The sequence below is a fragment of the Bradyrhizobium oligotrophicum S58 genome, from assembly GCF_000344805.1.
Classification (GTDB): Bacteria; Pseudomonadota; Alphaproteobacteria; order Rhizobiales; family Xanthobacteraceae; genus Bradyrhizobium; species Bradyrhizobium oligotrophicum.
Window position 1 is genome coordinate 3,575,877 of sequence record NC_020453.1, and the last position, 19,492, is coordinate 3,595,368.

At 65.8% G+C, this 19,492-nt stretch carries 1 protein-coding gene (running past one end of the window); it reads left to right on the forward strand.

What is annotated here, in order from left to right; translation table 11 throughout:
- Window positions 1-19,492: the 5' portion of a tandem-95 repeat protein gene (locus S58_RS38785; protein WP_144058322.1), read on the forward strand. The gene runs 9,962 nt beyond the window's last position; the window shows 19,492 of its 29,454 coding nt (coding positions 1-19,492); it begins with the start codon at window positions 1-3; its stop codon lies beyond the right edge, outside the window.

Consider the following 19,492-nt stretch of genomic DNA (forward strand, 5'->3'; position numbering starts at 1 on the left):
ATGTACATTACGAACCAGTTCGACCAGCTGTTCACGTCCGTTTTCGGCGGCACTGCGAGTGACGCCTACAAGGCGCAGCAAGCCTTGGATGCGCAGGGGATCCTCAAAGGTTGGATGAAGGTCAAGAACTTCGATCTCGTCGGCAGCTATATCGGTTTCCAGCAGGCGGAGCTCACGGGCCAAGGCACCTTCGGCATGGTGTTCAAGGCAGCGAATCCCATTGCCGATCTGATGACTCTCCTGGAGCCGCTACTCGGGATCTACGGCATTGCGATCGCCGCGCAGTATGGCGGCAATACGCTGATCGATCAGGCGGCCACCCTGGGTGCCGCCGTTGCCCGTTTCGCCGAGGGAATGAAGTGGGCCAAGGGCACCGATCCGCTCGTCATCGATCTCGACGGTGACGGCATCGAGACCACCGACATCGCCACCAGCCAGGTCTACTTCGACATCGATCGCGACCTGTTTGCCGAGCGCACGGGGTGGCTGAGCGGCGATGACGGCTTCCTGGTTCGCGACGTCAACGGCAATGGCCGGATCGACGACATTTCGGAGATGTTCGGCGGCGTCGGACAGTCGGGCTATGCCCAGCTCGCGCAGCTCGATTCCAATGGCGACGGCAAGATCACTGCGGCTGACATGCTGTGGTCGGATCTGCGGGTCTGGCAGGACCTCGACGGCGACGGCGTCACCGATGCGGGCGAACTGGAGAGCCTCGATGCGCTCGGCATCGTCAGCCTCGATCTCGGTGCCACCGCGGTCGATATCACGACGCCGCAGGGCGCGCACCTGACCGGCGTCGGCGACGTCACCTTCGCGACCGGAGCTGTCAGGCACATGTTCGATGCCATCCTGGCGTCGAACGACACCGATACCCGCTATGCCGGCGAGGCCGGCCGGGCGGCGTGGCAGCCGGCGGCGCTGCTCGACGTCAAGGGTTTTGGGCGGGTCACCAATCTCGCGGTCGCGACCGCGAACGACATTGCGCTCGGCGAGGTTGTCACCTCCACGGCGGCCGCCATGACGACGCCGAAGCTGCGCACGCTGGTCGCGCAGGTCGGCAGCGTGCTCGGCGCGTGGGGCGAAGCGTTGGAGCAGACGCGCGAGCTGACGCCGGTGCTCGTCGGCACCGATGCGAGTGGCAAGGCCGTGCTGCTCGATCGTGGCGTCTATGTCGAGGATGCGCAAGGAGGCTACTGGACGCTCGCCTCCGGTGCACCGGTGCGCGACGGGCAGGGCCAGCCGGTCCCGCGCGCCACCATGGAGGATGTGCTGGCGCAGGCCGCGGCCACTGGCGCGGCCTGGCGGCTGGAGCAGGCCTGGTCGCCGTCCGATCGCGACGCGGCGCCGGCCGACCGCGATCCCGCGCCCTATCTCACGCGCGTCGTCGACGGCCGCGCGGTTGTCCTCGACTACGGCATCAAGCAGGCCGACGGCAGCTGGCGGCTCGCCTCCGATCCTGCCACGCGCTACGCCAGCAAAGACGCCATCCTCGCGCTCGCTCACCCCGGCGGCACCGAGTGGCGGACCGAGGCCCTCGGCTTCAATCCCTACGCCCATTTGCCGGTCGATCGGATCGGCGTCCGCTTCACCGATGGCATCGCCGTGGACTACACGGTGAAGGTCACGGACCAGGACGGCACGTTCTATGTCTGGGCGCGCAATCTCGATCGCGCGCTGCAGCTCGAATGGAAGACCGGCGACAGCCGCGAGTTCAATCTGCGTAACTACGCGATCGATTTCGATACGCTCGACGAGGTGAACTCGACCGACGATTCCACCTACCGCGTCGAGATGCTGACGCCGGCGCAGTTCCACTTCGCGACCTCGCTCGGCGGCATCGATTTCCGTCCGGAAATGCTGACGGCGCAGTTCGACAATGCAACCGGGCACATCGCCTACGCGGTCGGCCCGGGCGGCAGCGCCAACCTGTCGACCGATCCGGCGCAATATGTCTCCGGCATTGCCTCCATGATCGGCATGCTGCAGCCGGTCATGAGCGAGTACATCGCGACCTCGCGCCGCTATGCGGTGCGGATCGCAATGCAGGGCGGGCTGAAGGACTTCTTCCGCGGCGTCACCTACGACCTCGCCTCGGACAGCTACAAGCCGACGACCAACCGCGAGCTCGCCCCGATGTTCGAGGCGATCTTCGCCGGGGCGCCGGCGAGCAATGCCAATGATGCTGTGTTCGACTATCTCGCCGAATGGCACGGCATCCTGGCGCAGGTCTATCCGGACTATCATCCGTCCGGAGAAGGCAACCTCGCCGGCAGCACGCTCGCCGTCGACCAGGCCTTCATCATGCAGATGATGCTGCCGGCGTTCGAGACCGTTGGCGTCGATCTCGACATCCGCGGCGTCGCACATGCGCTGGGGATCAGCGACCAGCGCATCATCACCCACGCGGCCGGCGACACCATCGTCAATGGCACCGATGCGGCCGACTATTTCTACATGACCGGGGGAAATCAGACCCTGCGCGGCGGCCAGGGCGCCGACTTCTATTTCGTCGGCCGCAACTCCGGCGACGATGTCATCGACGACAAGGACACCGGTGACGCCGACGAGCTGCGCTTCACGGACGTGCTGTCGACCGACGTCAGGGCGATCCGCGACGGCGAGGATCTCATCCTCGAGATCCGCGGCCGCACCAACACGATCCGGATCACCGACCAGTTCCTCGGCGAGAACAACGCCCTCCTGACCAACGGCAAGCGCGCGGATTCCGGCGTCAGCGCCATCGTCTTCGCCGACGGCGTCGCCTGGGACCGTTTCCGGATGTCGATGGAGGTGCTCGACCGCGACCGGGCGGCGGGCCAGTTCAACGACAGCCTGATGGGCTCGGGCTCGGCCGACATCCTCTGGGGCGGCAAGGGCAACGACTATATGAGCGGCGGCGCCGGCGGAGACATCTACGTCTTCCAGGCCGGCGATGGCCAGGACGTCATCGACGATCTCGGCAATTTCTCGTTCGGTCCGGTCAAGGCCGGCATCGACGTGCTCAGCTTCAAGGGCGGCATCACCGCCGACAAGCTGAGGCTGATCCGCGACGGCGAGAGCGCCAATCTGAAGATCGTCGTGCTCGATGACCAGGGCAATCCGACGGGCGACACGCTCGAGATCATCGGCCAGTTCGGCGGTGTCAGGACCGGGGTCGGCCTGTTCTCCGACGCGCTCGGCAGCAGCGACGGCCTCGACTACGTCGCGCCCAACCTGATCGAACGCTTCGTCTTCGACGACGGCTCCAGCCTCGACTTCACGCAGATCGTCGAGAAGGTGCTCGCCAACGCCAAGACCGCGAATGACGACGCGATCTACGGCATGCTGAATGCCAACACCCTCGATGGCGGCGCCGGCAACGACTTCCTGTCGGGCAGGGAGGGCGACGACACCTACGTCTTCGGCCGCGGCTATGGCCGCGACGTCATCATCGACAACGCAATTCCCGGACTGTTCGATCCGCCGCAGCACGACAAGCTGCAGTTCAGCGACCAGATCCGATGGACCGACCTCGACTTCCTGCGCGACGGCGACAGCGATACGCTGCGCATGCGCATCAAGGGCACGAGCGACGAGGTCGTGCTGCAGGACGTCCTGGCCACCATCCCGATCCTCGGCTTCACCAATTTCATCGAGGATATCCAGTTCGGCGACGGCACGACCTGGAGCGGCTTCAAGCTCGCCCAGCATTATATCGACGTCGCCAAGACCGCCGGCAACGACACGATCTACGGCTACGACGAGCTGTCGGATGCGATCGACGGGGGGGCAGGCGACGACCGGCTCGTCGGCTTCGGCGGCAACGACGTCTATACGGTCGCGCTCGGCGAAGGCAACGACACCATCCTCGACAGCTCTGGCAACGATCAGCTCGTTCTCGCCGGCATTGCCTCGACGGACGTCGACTTCTCCCGCACGGCGCTCGACCTGATCATCACGGTCCGCGTCACCGGCCAGCGCATCGTGCTGGAGAATCAGTACGTGCGCGACGGAGGACAGACCTATGCGGTCGAGAACCTGGTCTTCACCGATCGCACGGTCTCGTTCCTCGACGTCAATCCCGAGGATGTCGACCTCGTCGGGACCAATGGCGATGACACGATCACCGGCTCGGACTTCGCGGAAGTCCTCGACGGCCGCGCCGGCAACGATACGCTGACCGGCGGCGATGGCGGCGACACCTACAAATTCGACGCCGGCTACGGCCAGGACGTCATCGTCGACCGGCGTGTCCGCGCAAGCTGGCCCGACCGGCGCGGCGTGCGCGTGCCGGTCGACGATGTCGTGCAGTTCGGGGGCGGCATCACGCGGGACAACGTCGTCTTCACCAAGGACGGCAACGACCTCCTGATCTCGATCACCGGCCGCAGCGATACGCTGCGCATCCGCAACCAGTTCCGCGACGCCGAAGATGGCGTCGAGCTGTTCCGCTTCTACGACGGCTCGACCATCAGGATCTCGGATGTCGAGCAATTGCTGCAGATCGCGGGCGGCAACCGCGGCGACAACGTCATCACCGGCCTGCTCGAGCAGGAGAACGTGCTGGACGGACGCCAGGGCGACGACACCCTCTATGGCGGCAATCGCGCCGATACTTACGCCTTCTCGGCCGGCTACGGCTTCGACCGGATCGTCGAGCGCCCGGATTCGGCTGGCATCGTCGATCGCGTGGTGTTCGGTGCCTCCGTGCGCTTCGAGGACATCGTGGTCAGCCGCAACGGCAACGATCTCGTCATCGATCTCGGCAGCGGCCTCGACGTCCTGACGATCGTCAACGGCCTCTCGACCAATCGCGTCGAGCGGTTCGAGTTCGCCGACGGGCGGATTCTGTCCATCGAGTCGATCATCGACCGCATGCTGACCGGCAACGCCGGCGATGATCGTCTGGTCGGCTTCGACAATCGCGACGATACGCTGTCCGGCGGCGCCGGCCAGGATGCCCTCGAGGGTGGATTCGGCAACGACACCTACAAGTTCGGCATCGGTGACGGCAGCGACAGCATCTATGACGCCGGCGGCATCGACAAGGTGGTGTTCGGCGCAGGCATTTCCGCCGACCTGGTCAAGTTCCGCAATATCGATGGCGATCTGCTGATCACCATCGGCAATGGCACCGATCGCCTGGCCATTCTGTCGGGCTACAGCGCAAGGCCCGTGGAGAGCTTCGTCTTCGGCGATGGCACCACGCTGTCGATCGAGGACGTGCGCGGCCTCATTCGCGATGGTCTGTCGAACGCCGGCCAGGATCTCGTCGATCTGCGCGATCTGCCGGCGGGCAGCAATTTCGACGCCGGAGCCGGTCATGACCGCCTGATCCTGGCGCAGGATTCGCGCGTCAGCATCGGCGCAGGCGAAGGGATCGATAGCGTCGAGATGCCTTCCGGCGTGACCAGGGCGACGGTTGCGTTCACCGCCTACGCATCGAGCGATGCCGTCGTCAGGCTGGCTGCGATCGGCTCCAACGACCTCATCGTGTCGTTCTCGTCAGGCAGCCAGCTGATCGTTAGGGGGGCGCTCGGCAGTGGATCGCTTCCCAGCCTCGAATTCGCTGACGGCGTGGTCTGGGATGCGGCCGCGATCGTGCAGGCGGCGATCACCGCCCAGGCCAGCGTGGGCAACGACGTGATCGTCGGAAGCAGCCGCGCGGACGTGATCTCCGGCGGGACGGGCGACGACGCGCTGAGTGGCGGCGTGGGCAACGACACCTACAATTTCAGGCGCGGCGACGGCCGCGACGTGATCGACGACGGCGCCGGCAGCGACACGCTGCTGATCTCCGGCTACCGGCCGGACGAACTGCGCGTTTCTCAAATCGATCCGGCCCGCAACCAGCTGGTGCTGTCCTTCGCCGATTCGACCGACCAGATCGTGCTCCGCTACGATGGCGGCTGGAGTGGCGTCGATACCGTTCGCTTCAGCGACGGCACCTCGTTCACGCTCGACCAGCTCCGTGACATGGCGGCCGATACGGGCACTTGGCAGGACGACCTGATCGTCGGCTCGGCGCGCAGCGAGACGTTCAACGGCGGCACCGGCGATGACGTCATCATCGGCGGTGGCGGCGACGACGTCTACCAGTTCGGACGCGGCGACGGCCAGGATCGCATCGAGAGCAACGGATCGGCCGACGGCAAGGGCACGCTCGTCTTCGGCGCCGGCATTGCGCTCGAGGACGTCGTGGCGACGCGCGATGCCGACGGCAATCTCGTGCTGTCGATCACCGGCACCGACGACCGTGTCACCCTGGTCGATCCCGCCGGCGACATCGATCCAGTCATCGCCAGGATCGTCTTTGCCGACGGTCGCAACCTTAGCTATCGGGCGCTTGCTGCCGCGATCGAACCGACCGACCGTGACGATCATCTGATCGTGCCCGCCGATCTCGCCAACACCGGCATTGGCTCCGCCATCTCCGGAGGCCTCGGCAACGATCATCTCGAGGGCGGCCGCGGCGCCGACGTCATCACGGGCGGCAAAGGCGACGATCTGCTCGAAGGCGGCAGTGGCGCCGATACCTATTATTTCGAGCGTGGCGACGGGCAGGACACGATCTCTGATGTCGAGATCTCGGATGGCGCCAAGCTCGACAAGATCCGGTTTGGCGCCGGCATCCTGCCGGCCGACATCCGCTTCCTGTCGGTCGGTCCGACCGACCTCGTCATCGGCATTGCCGGCGGCGATGATCGTCTCACGCTGAGAGACATGTTCCGCGTGGGGAGCGGCTCGACCGATTACGGCATCGAGCAGTTCGAATTCGCCGACGGCACAGTCTGGCAATTGGCCGATGTCGTCGCGCATGCCGCGGCGTCGACGGCCACCGGGGCCGATGTGATCGACCTGGGGGCGCAGCTCGATATCGCCGTCACCCTGGACGGCGGGGCGGGCGATGATGTGCTCGCCGGCGGCGTCGGTGACACGACCTATGTGTTCGGCCGGGGCTACGGTCGAGACATCATCCGGGAGCCGGCCAATGCGCCCGGCTCCAACGACACCTTGCGGATCAACGCCGGCGTCGCCCCGAGCGACGTGGTGGTCGTTCGCAGCGGCAACGACATCGTGTTGCGGATCATCGCCAGCGATGACCGGCTGACGATCGTCGGCCAAGTCGATGCGAGCGCGCCGCCGATCGACCTCGTGCGCTTCAACGATGGAACGCAGTGGAATGCAGCGGCGCTGTTGGCTCGCGCGCTCGCGCCCGACGCGGCCGAGCGGATTCTGCATCCGAGCAATCCGTCGTCCGATCCGTTCGCCGCCCCAATCTTCGTGGGCGCGGGCTCGGGCACCGGCGTGACGCCAGCCTCTTCGACGATCGGCCTTGCGCGAATCGAGACAGTGTCATCGCCGGTCACCGGTCTTGCCGTCGTTGGCTCCGCCAGCAACCTCGGCAGCGGCACCTATCAATTGACCCCCGACGCCGGCAATAGGGTCGGTGCCGTCTGGGGTACCGTGGATCTCTCCAGCAACGTGGTCTGGACGACGAAGATGCTCTTCGGCGCCAACGAAGGCGGCGCCGACGGTCTCTCTTTTGCACTTCAGAACAAGAGCGCCGGCGAGATCACCGGATCGGGCGGCGGCGGCATGGGCGCGCTGGTCTCCGGCTCCTTTGGCCTCATTTTCGACACCTGGGGGCAGGCCACCGATTTCAGTCAGTTCGTCGTCAACGGCCAGACCGGCGACAACACTTTCGATGCGCGGCACGATTTCGCTCAGCTCGAGGACGCCCTCTGGCACGACGTCGTGATTACCTGGGACGCCGCGAGCAAGACCTTCAGCTACAGCGTCGACGGCACGGTGATCGGCAGCAAGACCTACGATGTCGTGAGCAGCCTGTTCGGCGGCGATGCCGAGGTCTGGTACGGCTTCGGCGCAGCGACCGGCGGCGCCAGCAATGATCAGCGCGTCCAGATCATTTCGGTGGCCAGCCGTGCCACTCTGGGCGCCGATCTGTCGACGGTCGGAACCGTCGACCAGATCGGATCAGGTCTGTTCGCGCGCGAGCTCGCGGGCGCGGCAGAGCGCAACACCTACAACGTCTTCGTCCCGCTTTCGCGCTGGGGCGACCGCGTCGATGTCGTTACCAATTTCAAGAGCGGCGACGTCGGCGATACGCTCAATATTGCCGTTGCGAATGGCTTGTCCGGCGCGCTGCTGGCACGGGCCGACGGGGCCGATACTCTGATCTACTTCGCGGAGCAGGGCGCGCAGAGCCTCGCCAATGCGCGGCTGCTGTTGCGTCTCAGCCATGTCCCGGTCACGAGCCTGACATCGGTGAATTTTGCAGGCGCGCCATTCACGGTGATCGCCAGCCAGACCTTGAGCGCCACTGGCGCAGCTCCGGTCCTGGGAGGCTGGGGCGACGACACGCTTCGCGGTGACGCGGCCGCCAACGTGCTGTCGGGCGGAGCCGGCAACGACACCGTGGCCGACGCGGGTGACGGCAACGATACGCTGACCGGAGGGACCGGCAACGATTGGCTGCGCGGCGGCGGCGGCAACGACACCTACGTGTTCAACCGCGGCGACGGCCAGGACACCATCAGCGACTGGAACTACGGCACCGATACGATCCAGTTCGGTGCCGGCATCGGCGTTGCAGATGTAGTGGTGACACAGGGCAATAGCGGCCAGGACCTCGTCATCACGATTGCGGGGACTGACGACAGGATCACGATCGATCGTGGTCTCAGCACCGAATACAATCGCATCGAGCAATTGCGCTTCGCGGACGGCAGCACGCTCAGCTACGCGCAAACGGTCGAGCGGTCGCTGACGCCCACCATCGGCAATGACACGTTCGCGGGTGACCAGTTCGCCAACACGATCTCGGGGGGCGTGGGCGACGATACGGTGACCGACGCCGGTGGCGGCGACGACATCCTGACCGGCGGGCCGGGCAATGACTGGCTGCGCGGCGGTGCCGGCAACGATACCTACGTGTTCAACCGCGGTGACGGCCAGGACATCATCAACGATCTCGGTTACGGCACCGATACGATCCAGCTCGGCGCCGGAATTACGCCTGCTGACGTGCTGGTGAGCCAGGGCAACAACGGCGAAGACCTCGTCATCGCGATCGCGGGAACCGACGACAGGATCACCGTCCAGCGCGGCGTCAGCACCGATTTCAACCGTATCGAGCAGCTGCGTTTCGCGGATGGCAGCACGCTCAGCTACGCGGAACTGCTCGCGCGCTCGTTGACGCCGACCGCGGGCAACGACGTGTTCGCAGGCGATCAGTTCGCCAACACCATCTCCGGCGGCGCCGGCAACGACACGATTCTGGATGGCCTGGATGGCGACGACACGCTGATCGGCGGCACCGGCAACGACTGGCTGCGCGGTGGCGGAGGCAACGACACCTATGTGTTCAACCGCGGCGACGGCCAGGATATCATCAGCGATTGGAGCTACGGCAACGATACGATCCAGTTCGGCGCCGGCATCGTCGCCGCTGATCTGTCCCTGACCCAGAGCAGCAACGGTGAGGATCTGATCATCGTGATTGCCGGGACGGAAGACCGCATCACGATTCAGGGGGAAATCACCAGGGATAATACCCGCATCGAGCAATTGCGCTTCGATGACGGCAGCACACTCAATTTCGCGGCCATGCAGGCGCTGGTCGCGGCCAACGACCGGAGCGGGGTGACCCTGCAGGGCGCGCAACTCGTCGGGACGGCGGGCAGCGACACTCTGACCGGCACGGCCGGCTCGGACACCATCGACGGCGGCGGATCCACGCAGTGGCGGCCGGTCGGTGACAATCTGCTCGTCAACGGCAGCTTCGAACAGCTTGCCGCAGATGCCAGCCCGCAGGCCTGGGGCTATTCGGCGACCACGTTACCCGGCTGGACCAGGATCAATAATACCCAGCCGGCGACGACGCTGGGCATCGAGCAGGTTGTCTCCGGCACCAACGGTGTTGCGGCCAGCAACGGCAATTACTGGCTCGATCTCGATGGGACGGGCGCCGGAGGCGGCGACAGCAACGTGCAGATTGCGCAGGACATCGCGGGTCTTACCCCAGGTGAAACGCTCCTGCTGCAATTCGACCACGCCAACCGCACATCGGGCAGCAGCGGCTCGTTCGACGTGCTGTGGAATGGAACCGTTGTCGCAAGCTTCAACAACACGGGGACCGCAATGGTGCGGTCCGGCGTGCTGGTGACCGCGGCAGCGGGCACCAACCAGCTCAGCTTCCGGGGCACCGGCTCCCAGGACGCCGCCGGCGCGTCGCTCGACAACGTCACTCTGCAACGGACGCAAGCCGTTGCGAGCTCGGCGATCGGCAACGACGTTCTGTCGGGCCTCGACGGCAACGACGTCATCGGGGGCGGCTCCGGCGACGATGCGATCTCAGGCGGCAACGGCAACGATACGCTGTCCGGCAATGGCGGCGACGACACCATCAACGGCGACGCCGGCAGTGACATCCTGATCGGCGGCAAGGGCGACGACACCCTCGTCGACAGCCAGGGCAACGATGTCTATCGTTTTGCAGCCGGTGACGGTCAGGACACGATCACCGATGCGTCCGGGACGGATCGGATCGAGTTCGGCGCCGGCATCGACCCGGCGAACGTAAGGGTAGCCCTGATCGGCAACACGTCGACGCTCGTCGTCACGTTCCGCAACAGCGATGACCGGATCACCATCACCAACGGCTCCGCGAGCGACGGCAGGGCGATCGAGACATTCACCTTCGCCGATGGCACCGTCTGGACGTTCGCCGACATCGCGGCGCGGTGGAAGACGCCCTCCGCGGGCGCCGACATCGTCCTTGGCACGACGAATGGAGAAACGCTCTCCGGCGGCGCCGGCAATGACAGCCTGGTCGCCGTTGGCGCGGCGACGCTGCTCGGCGAGTCCGGCGACGACGTCCTGACCGGAGCGAATGGCAACGATATCCTCGTCGGCGGCACCGGCAGCGATACGCTGCTCGGTGGGCTCGGTGACGACGTCTATCGCTGGGGCCGCGGCGACGGCAACGATACGCTCACCGACACTGGCGGCGTGGATCGCCTCGAGATCGGAGCCGGCGTTGCGCCCGGCGACATCAAGGTCACCGCGGTCGACGCGCGCAGCCTCGTCTTGCGGATTCGCGACACCGGCGAGGAGCTCAAGCTCACGGATGTGCTCGCGGCGTCCAGCAACGTCATCGAAACCATCGCGTTCGCTGACGGGACCGTCTGGACGATGAAGGAGCTGAGGGATCAGTCTTTCATCGGAGGGGACGGGGGCGACGTCATCACCGGCACGGACGAGGCCAACCGCCTCGACGGCGGGAGCGGCAACGATAATTTGTCGGGCCTGGGCGGCAACGATATCCTGCTGGGCGGCGAAGGCAACGACGTCCTGAGTGGCGGTATGGGAGACGACCGTCTCGTTGGCGGCCACGGCGACGATATGTTGTCGGGCGGCTTCGGTGCCGACACCTATACGTTCACGGCTGGTGACGGCTTTGACACGATTGCGGAGGGCGGCGATCAGGCCATCGATGCCTTGCAGATCGAAGGCTATGGTCTGTCGCAGATCCGCTTCGGCGCGGTCGGGCAGGACCTCGTGATCCGCTTCGCTGGCAGCGCGGACCGCATCATCGTGCACAATGGTCTGAGCAGCAACGTCAACGACCTGGTCGAAACCTTCGCGATCGTCGCCGACGGCATCACGCTGTCGCTCACTGACGTGCGCAGCCGCCTCGTCGAGGACGTTGCCGTCACCGGGAATTACCTGGTTGGCGGCGCCGCGGATGATGTGCTCACCGGCGGCGGCGGCGACGACTATCTCGCGGGCGGTGACGGAGCGGACATCCTTTCGGGCGGCGCCGGCAATGACCAGTTTGGCGACCTCTCAGCCGATGGTGCCGTCGACACGCTGACCGGTGGGGCCGGTCGCGACACCTATTACTATCTGCCGGTCCGCCAGGGTGCCGGGTCGATCGTTGCCGACGTCATCACCGACTTCGAGGCGGGCTCCAGCGGCGATGTGATCCGCCTGATGGCCAGCAATCCAAATCCGTTCGAAGGCGGCAGCATCTGGCTGGCGCAGGCGGGAAGCGACACGGTCGTGATGATGCGGGCCACGTCGGGGGCCGACCAGGTGCTGTTGCGCCTGCTGGGTGTCGACGCGACGAAGCTGACCTCCGCCAATTTCGACGGCGTTCCGATCGCCATCGACAACTCCATCCGCATCAATGACGACGGTGCAGGGAATGTTCTTCAGGGCAGCGCGCTGGACGATCGCATCTACGGCAATGGTGGTAACGACGTCATCCGCGGTTTCGGCGGCAACGACCGCCTGGCAGGCGGCGCCGACGATGACCTGATCGACGGTGGTCTCGGCAACGACCTCCTCGCCGGCCAGGAGGGCAACGACCAGATCATCGGCGGTGGCGGCAGCGATATCATGTCGGGCGGATCCGGCGACGATGTCATCACCGGCTACGGCGACGGCAGCTTCGCGACCGATCTCGACGTGTTCGAAGGCGGCGAGGGTGACGATCGCCTGTTGGGCGGCACCGGCGCTGATATCTACCGGTTCGCCCGCGGCGACGGCCGCGACAGCATCACCGACCTCGGCGGCAACGACCGGCTGGAATTCACGACCGGGATCGCGGTTGGCGACGTCAGCGTCATGCAGGTCGGGCGCGACGTCGAATTGCGCATCGGCAATGATGGTGGCCGCATCAAACTGACCGGCGCGCTCGACGGCGGCAGCGTCATCGAGACCATCGCCTTTGCCGATGGCACGACATGGACCTGGAGCGACGTCCTGACGCGATCCCTGCAGGGATCGAGCGCGGACGACACGCTCGCGGTGCCCGCGGACTTCCAGGCCCAGAACGTCACGCTGGAGGGCAAGGCCGGCAACGACGTCCTGCAGGGCAGTGCAGGGGCCGACACCCTGATCGGCGGCACGGGCGACGACACTCTTCAGGGAGCCGGTGGCGACGACGTCTATGTGTTCGCCCGTGGCGACGGCCAGGACGTGATCCTGGACACGGCCGGCACCAACACGCTGAGCTTTGCGGCCGGGATCCTGTCGACCGACGTGCGGCTCGTGCGCGGGGCCGTGAATATCGTGCTCGAGATCGCCGCGACCGGCGATCGTGTCGATCTCGGCTCGCCCGCGATGCCGGGCATGGGCGTGTCGCGTGTCACTTTCGCGGACGGAACGGTCTGGACCGAGGCGACCCTGATCGCGCTTGCGCGCACGGCGACCGATGGCGACGATGTCATCCGGGGCGACGATCTCGACAATGCGCTCGCCGGCGGCGCCGGCGACGATCTCCTCATCGGCAATGGCGGGGCGGACACGCTCGACGGCGGCGCAGGAAACGATCGCCTCGAGGGCGGAAGCGGCGATGACACGTACGTGTTCGCGGCCCATGGCGGTCACGACCGCATCGCCGATGGGGCCGGAAGCGACACGCTGCTGCTGGCCGCCGATATCGTGCCTGACGACATCAAGGTTGCCCAGAGCGAGGACGGGGCCGACTTCACGCTTATCGTCAAGTCGACCGGCGCCCGGATCACGATCGAGAACGCGCTGGGCGTTGGCGCGATCGAGACGATCCGCTTTGCCGACGGCACGGTCTGGGCAGTAGGCGACCTGATCGCGCGCGCACCGAGCTTCGCCGACGACGTGCTGACCGGCGATGCCGGCGCCAACGTCATGATCGGCGGTCTCGGGGATGACCATCTCTCGGGTGGTGCCGGCAACGACATCTACCGCTTTACCCGCGGCGATGGCAGCGACGTGATCAACGACAAGGCGTCGTCGACGGCTGATCGCCTGGAGATCAGCGGCTACACGGCCGCCGAGATCAGCTTCCACCGCGTGGCTGCCGACAGCAACGATGTGGCCATCCGCTTCGCCGGGACGACCGACCAGATCGTCATCGTCGATGCGCTCGGCGCCAATTTCGCCGGGATCGAAACGATTGCGCTTGCCGACGGAACGCAGTTCTCGGTCGCCGACATGCAGCTTGCGATCCTCGCAAGCCTGTCGACCGATGGGAACGACATCATCATCGGCACTTCGGGTAACGACACGCTGCTGGCCGGCAAGGGCAATGATCTCGTCCGCGGCGGCGATGGGAACGACACCTATCTGTACCGTCGCGGCGACGGCGACGACCGCATCGATGCGGTGGGCCAGGGCACCGACGTCCTCAAATTGACCGACTACAACGTTGGCGACGTCGTTTCCGCCGTCCGGGCCGGTCCCGACAGCAACGATCTCGTGCTCAGCTTCGCTGGTGCCGGCGATCGCGTGGTGCTGATCGACGCGCTCGGTGCGGCCAACAATCCCGCGTTCGGTCTGTCGGTGCGGTTCGCCGACGGCACGGTGTGGACCCGCGATGCGATGCGAGCCCGCGCGCTGTCCGACGTCGACGGCACCGGCAATGACAATGTCTATGGCTTCGACGGCGCCGACACGTTCGCGGCCCGGGCCGGCAACGACCTGCTCTCCGGCGCCGAAGCCGGAGACCTTTATCTGTTCGGACGCGGCGCCGGCAACGACACTGTCGTCGATTCCGGCAACGGCGGCACTGACCAGGTGCGGATTGCGGATTTCGCGTCCACGGAGGCGAGCGTCGAGCAGCTCTATCGCGGGTCGGACGCCATCGTCATCCGTTTCACCGGCAACACGGTCGACAGCCTGACTGTCTTCGGTGCGTTGTCTACCGACGCCAAGGGCATCGAGAGCTATGTCTTCGCCGACGGCGTGACCTGGACCAAGGAAACGCTGCGGCAGTTGCTGGGCAATCGGGCTCCGACCGCGGTCGGCGACGGGTTCTTCTCCGTCACCACCGGTGCCGAGCTCGTCATCAAGGCATCCGACCTGTTGCGCAACGATTTCGATGCCGACGGTGATGCGCTGACGATCGTCGGCGTCGATGCCGGCGGCAGCGGTGTGGCGACGATCGACGCCCAGGGTAACGTCCATTACACGGCGACGAACGGCTATTACGGCTCGGCGTCGATCAGCTACACGGTGTCCGACGGTCATAACGGGTTTGCCACGGCGTCGATCGATCTGAAGGTGCGCCCGGTCGCGACCGCCTATCCGGATTCCGGCTTCACCGTCGCGGAGGACGGCTCGCTGGTGGTCCGGGTCGAGCGCCTGCTCGCCAACGACCTCGATGGCGACCGCATGATCGTGGGTCAGGTGATCGGCGCGTTGAACGGGACCGTCGCGCTGGCGAGCGACGGCAACATCACCTTCACGCCGAACGCCAATTTCAACGGCAGCGCGGAGTTCACCTACGTCGCGAACACGCCGGAAGGCGGCCGCGCCGAGGCAAAGGTCACGATCCAGGTCACAACGGTCAACGATGCGCCGGTCGCGCATGACGACAACGTGGAGCCTACAGCCGAGGGCACGGCCTTCACGCTCGATCCGAGCACGCTGCTCGCCAACGACACGGATGTCGACGGCGATGGACTGACGATCCAGTCGGTGGTGTCCAATTCGGACGTCACTGTCACGCTCGGCAGCGACGGCCTGATCCATGTCACGCCGCGGGCCTATTTCTGGGGGCAGGCGTCGTTCGACTATGTGGTCGCCGACCCCAGCGGCGCGACCTCGACAGGCCGTGTAAATCTGACCGTCACGCCGGTCAACGATCCGCCGGAGCTCCACGACGACCGGTTCGAGGCGACGGATTCGGGCGAGCCGATCCGCGAGGACAATCCGATCGTCATCGGGGCCGATCGCCTGCTCGCGAACGACATCGAGCACGACGGCGAGACGATGACGATCACCGCCGTGCGCAACAGCCATGGCGGCAACGCGACCTTGCTGCAGAACGCCACCGTGCTGTTCACCCCGGAGGCCGATTTCAACGGCGATGCGTGGTTCGAGTATCAGGTGGACGACGGCCATGGCGGCACGTCGTGGGCGCGCGCCACGCTGGTCTATCAGCCGGTCAACGACCTGCCCAGCGCACGCGACGATCGCTATTCCGATCCCGCCCTGCCGATCCTGCGCGGCCTGGAAGACCACGCGATCGAAATTCCGATCATCGAGCTGCTCAAGAACGATTCCGATACCGAGGGGTTTGCGGTCCGTTTCGAGAGTGCCGGCAACGCCGTTCATGGCGATATTCAAGTCACGGATCACGGCACGATCATCTTTACGCCGGATGCCAATTTCTGGGGTGAGGCGACCTTCAGCTATCTCGTTTCCGACAATGAAGGTGCCGTCGACGGTGCCACCGTCCATCTGTGGTTCGACAACGTCGGCGACGCGCCGCCTGTCGCGCACCGCGACGTCATCTATGTGAACGAGGATGTCCCGATCGTCATCCCGATCGCGTCGTTGTTGGCCAATGATACGGATATCGACCGGGATCCACTACGTTTCCTCGGCTGGCGCCTGTCGACGCCACTCGACTCGCTGGTGTTCGGCGGCGATGCCGGTCAGAAGCTGAACGGCAAGCTGGAATACGATGCCGACGGCAATCTGGTGTTCACGCCGAACCGCGACGCGAGCCAGAGCTCCGGCTTCGTCTACGGAATCACGGACGACGCCGACGGCTCGGCAGAAGGCTATGTCGACATCGTCATCATTCCGGCCAATGACGATCCGACCGTCGGCCAGGACGAAGGCTTCGTGACCCCGCTCGACGCGCCGCTGGTGCTGCGCGTCAGCGACCTGCTCAAGAATGACTATGACATCGAGCAGGCCGATCACGACGGCGACGGCGTGATCGATGACGATCTCGACAATCCGAACCGGGCGCGTCCGAGATTTGTCGGCATCGACGGCGTCTACGACGCCGATGCGCTGGCCTCGGGCCAGCGTGTGTCGCGCGGCAGTGCGGAGGTGGTCGAGTGGAACGGCGAGACGTTCATCGTCGTGCACGTCCCGACCGGCTTTAGCGGCAATGTCGCGGTCGAATATCGGATCGCCGATGCCGATGGTGCCACCGACAGCGGCTTCGCGATGGCCTCGGTCGCCGACAGCTACAACGGCCTGCTGCGCGGTACGGCGAAGGCGGATTACCTCGTCGGGACCGATGGCGCGGATCTGATCCAGGCGCTCGGCGGCAACGACTTCGTCCTCGGCGGCGCGGGCAGCGATCGGATCGAGGCCGGCAGCGGTGATGATCAGATCGACGCCGGCAGCGGTGATGATTGGATCGACGGCGGCGATGGTGCCGACCGCATCACCGGCGGAGATGGTTATGACACCGTCAGCCTGGAGAACTCGGATTTCGGCGTGCGCGCCGATCTCGAGTCGCGCGTCGGCCAGGGCGGCTATGCGCAGGGCGATGTCTATATCGGCGTCGAGGCGCTGATTGGTTCGCAATTCGCCGATCAACTCGGCGGCGATGCCGGCGACAACCGCCTCGAAGGGCGCGATGGCAACGACCTGCTCGACGGACGTGACGGCAATGACGTCCTGCTGGGCGGAGGCGGTGACGACGTCCTGACCGGCGGGGCCGGCGCCGATGTGCTGGACGGCGGCACCGGCAACAACACGGCCGACTACAGCTTTGGCGCGACGGGCGTCTCGATCTCGCTCGCGGCCGGTGCCGCCCATGGCGGCGATGCCGAAGGCGACGTTCTGACCAACATCCAGAACCTGACCGGCACCGACGCCACCGACGTGCTCGAAGGCGATCGTCTCGCGAACGTCCTGTCGGGTGGACGTGGTGACGACATCCTGATCGGCAATGCCGGCGACGACATCCTGATCGGCGGTCGCGGCGCGGACCAACTGATCGGCGGCGAGGGCGTCGATACCGCCGACTACACGTTGTCGGCGGACGGGGTCATCGTCGACATGGCGAATGGCGCCGCCGGAGGCGGTGATGCGCTGGGTGATACATTCTCGGGCATCGAGATCGTTCAGGGCTCCTATCAGGACGATACGATCCGCGGCGATGGCGGCGACAACCGCATCCGCGGCGGTCGCGGCGCCGATCTGATCGATGGACGCGGCGGCTTCGACATCGCCGACTACAGCCGCGCCGACGAGGGCGTGGCGGTCAATCTGGCCACCGGGCTCGGCACGGCCGGCGAAGCGGACGGCGACCAGCTTATCTCCATCGAGATGCTGGTTGGTTCGGTGTGGGCCGACCGGTTCATCGGCAGCAGTGGTGATGACTGGTTCCAGGGGCTCCGTGGCGACGATCTCATCGCCGGCGGCGCCGGGTCCGACAGCTACGTGTTCGGCTTCGACGACGGCCAGGATGTCATCACCGAGCAGGGCCTCGAGTCCGATACGGACCGGCTGCTGCTGTCATCGCCGGTTGCGCCGAAGGACGTCTCGGTGATCCGCGAGGGCAACGACCTGCTGCTCGAGCTCGAGCGGCAGGACGGCTTCCTGATCGACACCGTGCGCGTCACCGATCACTTCCTCGGACGCCAGACCGGCCTCGAGGAGGTCGTCTTCACCGACGGCACGATCTGGACTCGCGAGCGGCTCGACGAGCTGCAGCGGCTCGGGCGGTTCAATGCTGCCGACGACATCGTTCGTCTCGGCGTCGAGGACGAGCCTGTCGTCATCGATCCGGCGACCCTGTTCGCCAACGATGCCGACCTCAGCCTGGCGAATCTCACGCTTGCCGGTGTCGGCGGTGCGATGAACGGCACCGTTCATGTCCGTGACGACGGCAAGATCGAATTCCAGGGAGCGCCGAACTTCAACGGCGATGCGTTCTTCTCCTACACGGTGCGCGACCAGTATGGTCGCGAATCCACCGCTCGGGTGGAGGTCGATCTCGCTCCCGTCAACGACGCGCCGACCGCCGTCGACGACGCGCTCGTCTATGGGGTCGAAGACCAGGTCCTGCGGATCCGGATCGATACTCTGCTCGCCAACGATTTCGATGTCGACGGCGAGACGGATCTCGAAGGACTGCACATCGTTGCGATCGCGCCGCTGGCCAATGCCGCAGGGGAGGCGATCGACAGCTACAAGGACGAGAATTATCAGTTCGCCGCGAGCAATGTGAGCGCGCGCCTGGACGGCGACTACATCGAGTTCAAGCTGCGTCCGGATTATTTCGGTGCGGCTGGATTCATCTACACGCTGGCGGACGCCAGCGGCGCGACCTCGACCGCCAAGGTCGAGATCTCGATCTCGCCCGTCAACGACGCGCCGCGCGGTCGGGACGTCTCTCGCTGGATCCGTCTTGGTCAGGACACGACCGTCACGGTGGCCGACCTCCTGGCGAATACCTACGACATCGAGGGTGACAGCTTCACCTTCTTCGGCCTCCATGGCGGTCCCGACAACAACCCCGCCAACAATGGCAGCGTCGTGTTCGATGCGGCCACCGGGACCATCACCTTCACCCCGGCGTCGCTCGGGGCCGCGAGCATCGAATACGACGTGATCGATGCGCGCGGAGCGGCCGCAACCCTGACCTACGACTTCAGGGTCCGGCCACTGAACGATCCGCCAAAGGCGTACAACGATTACGGGTTCAGGACGCTGGAGGATCAGACCCTCGTCATCAACCCCGCGGCGA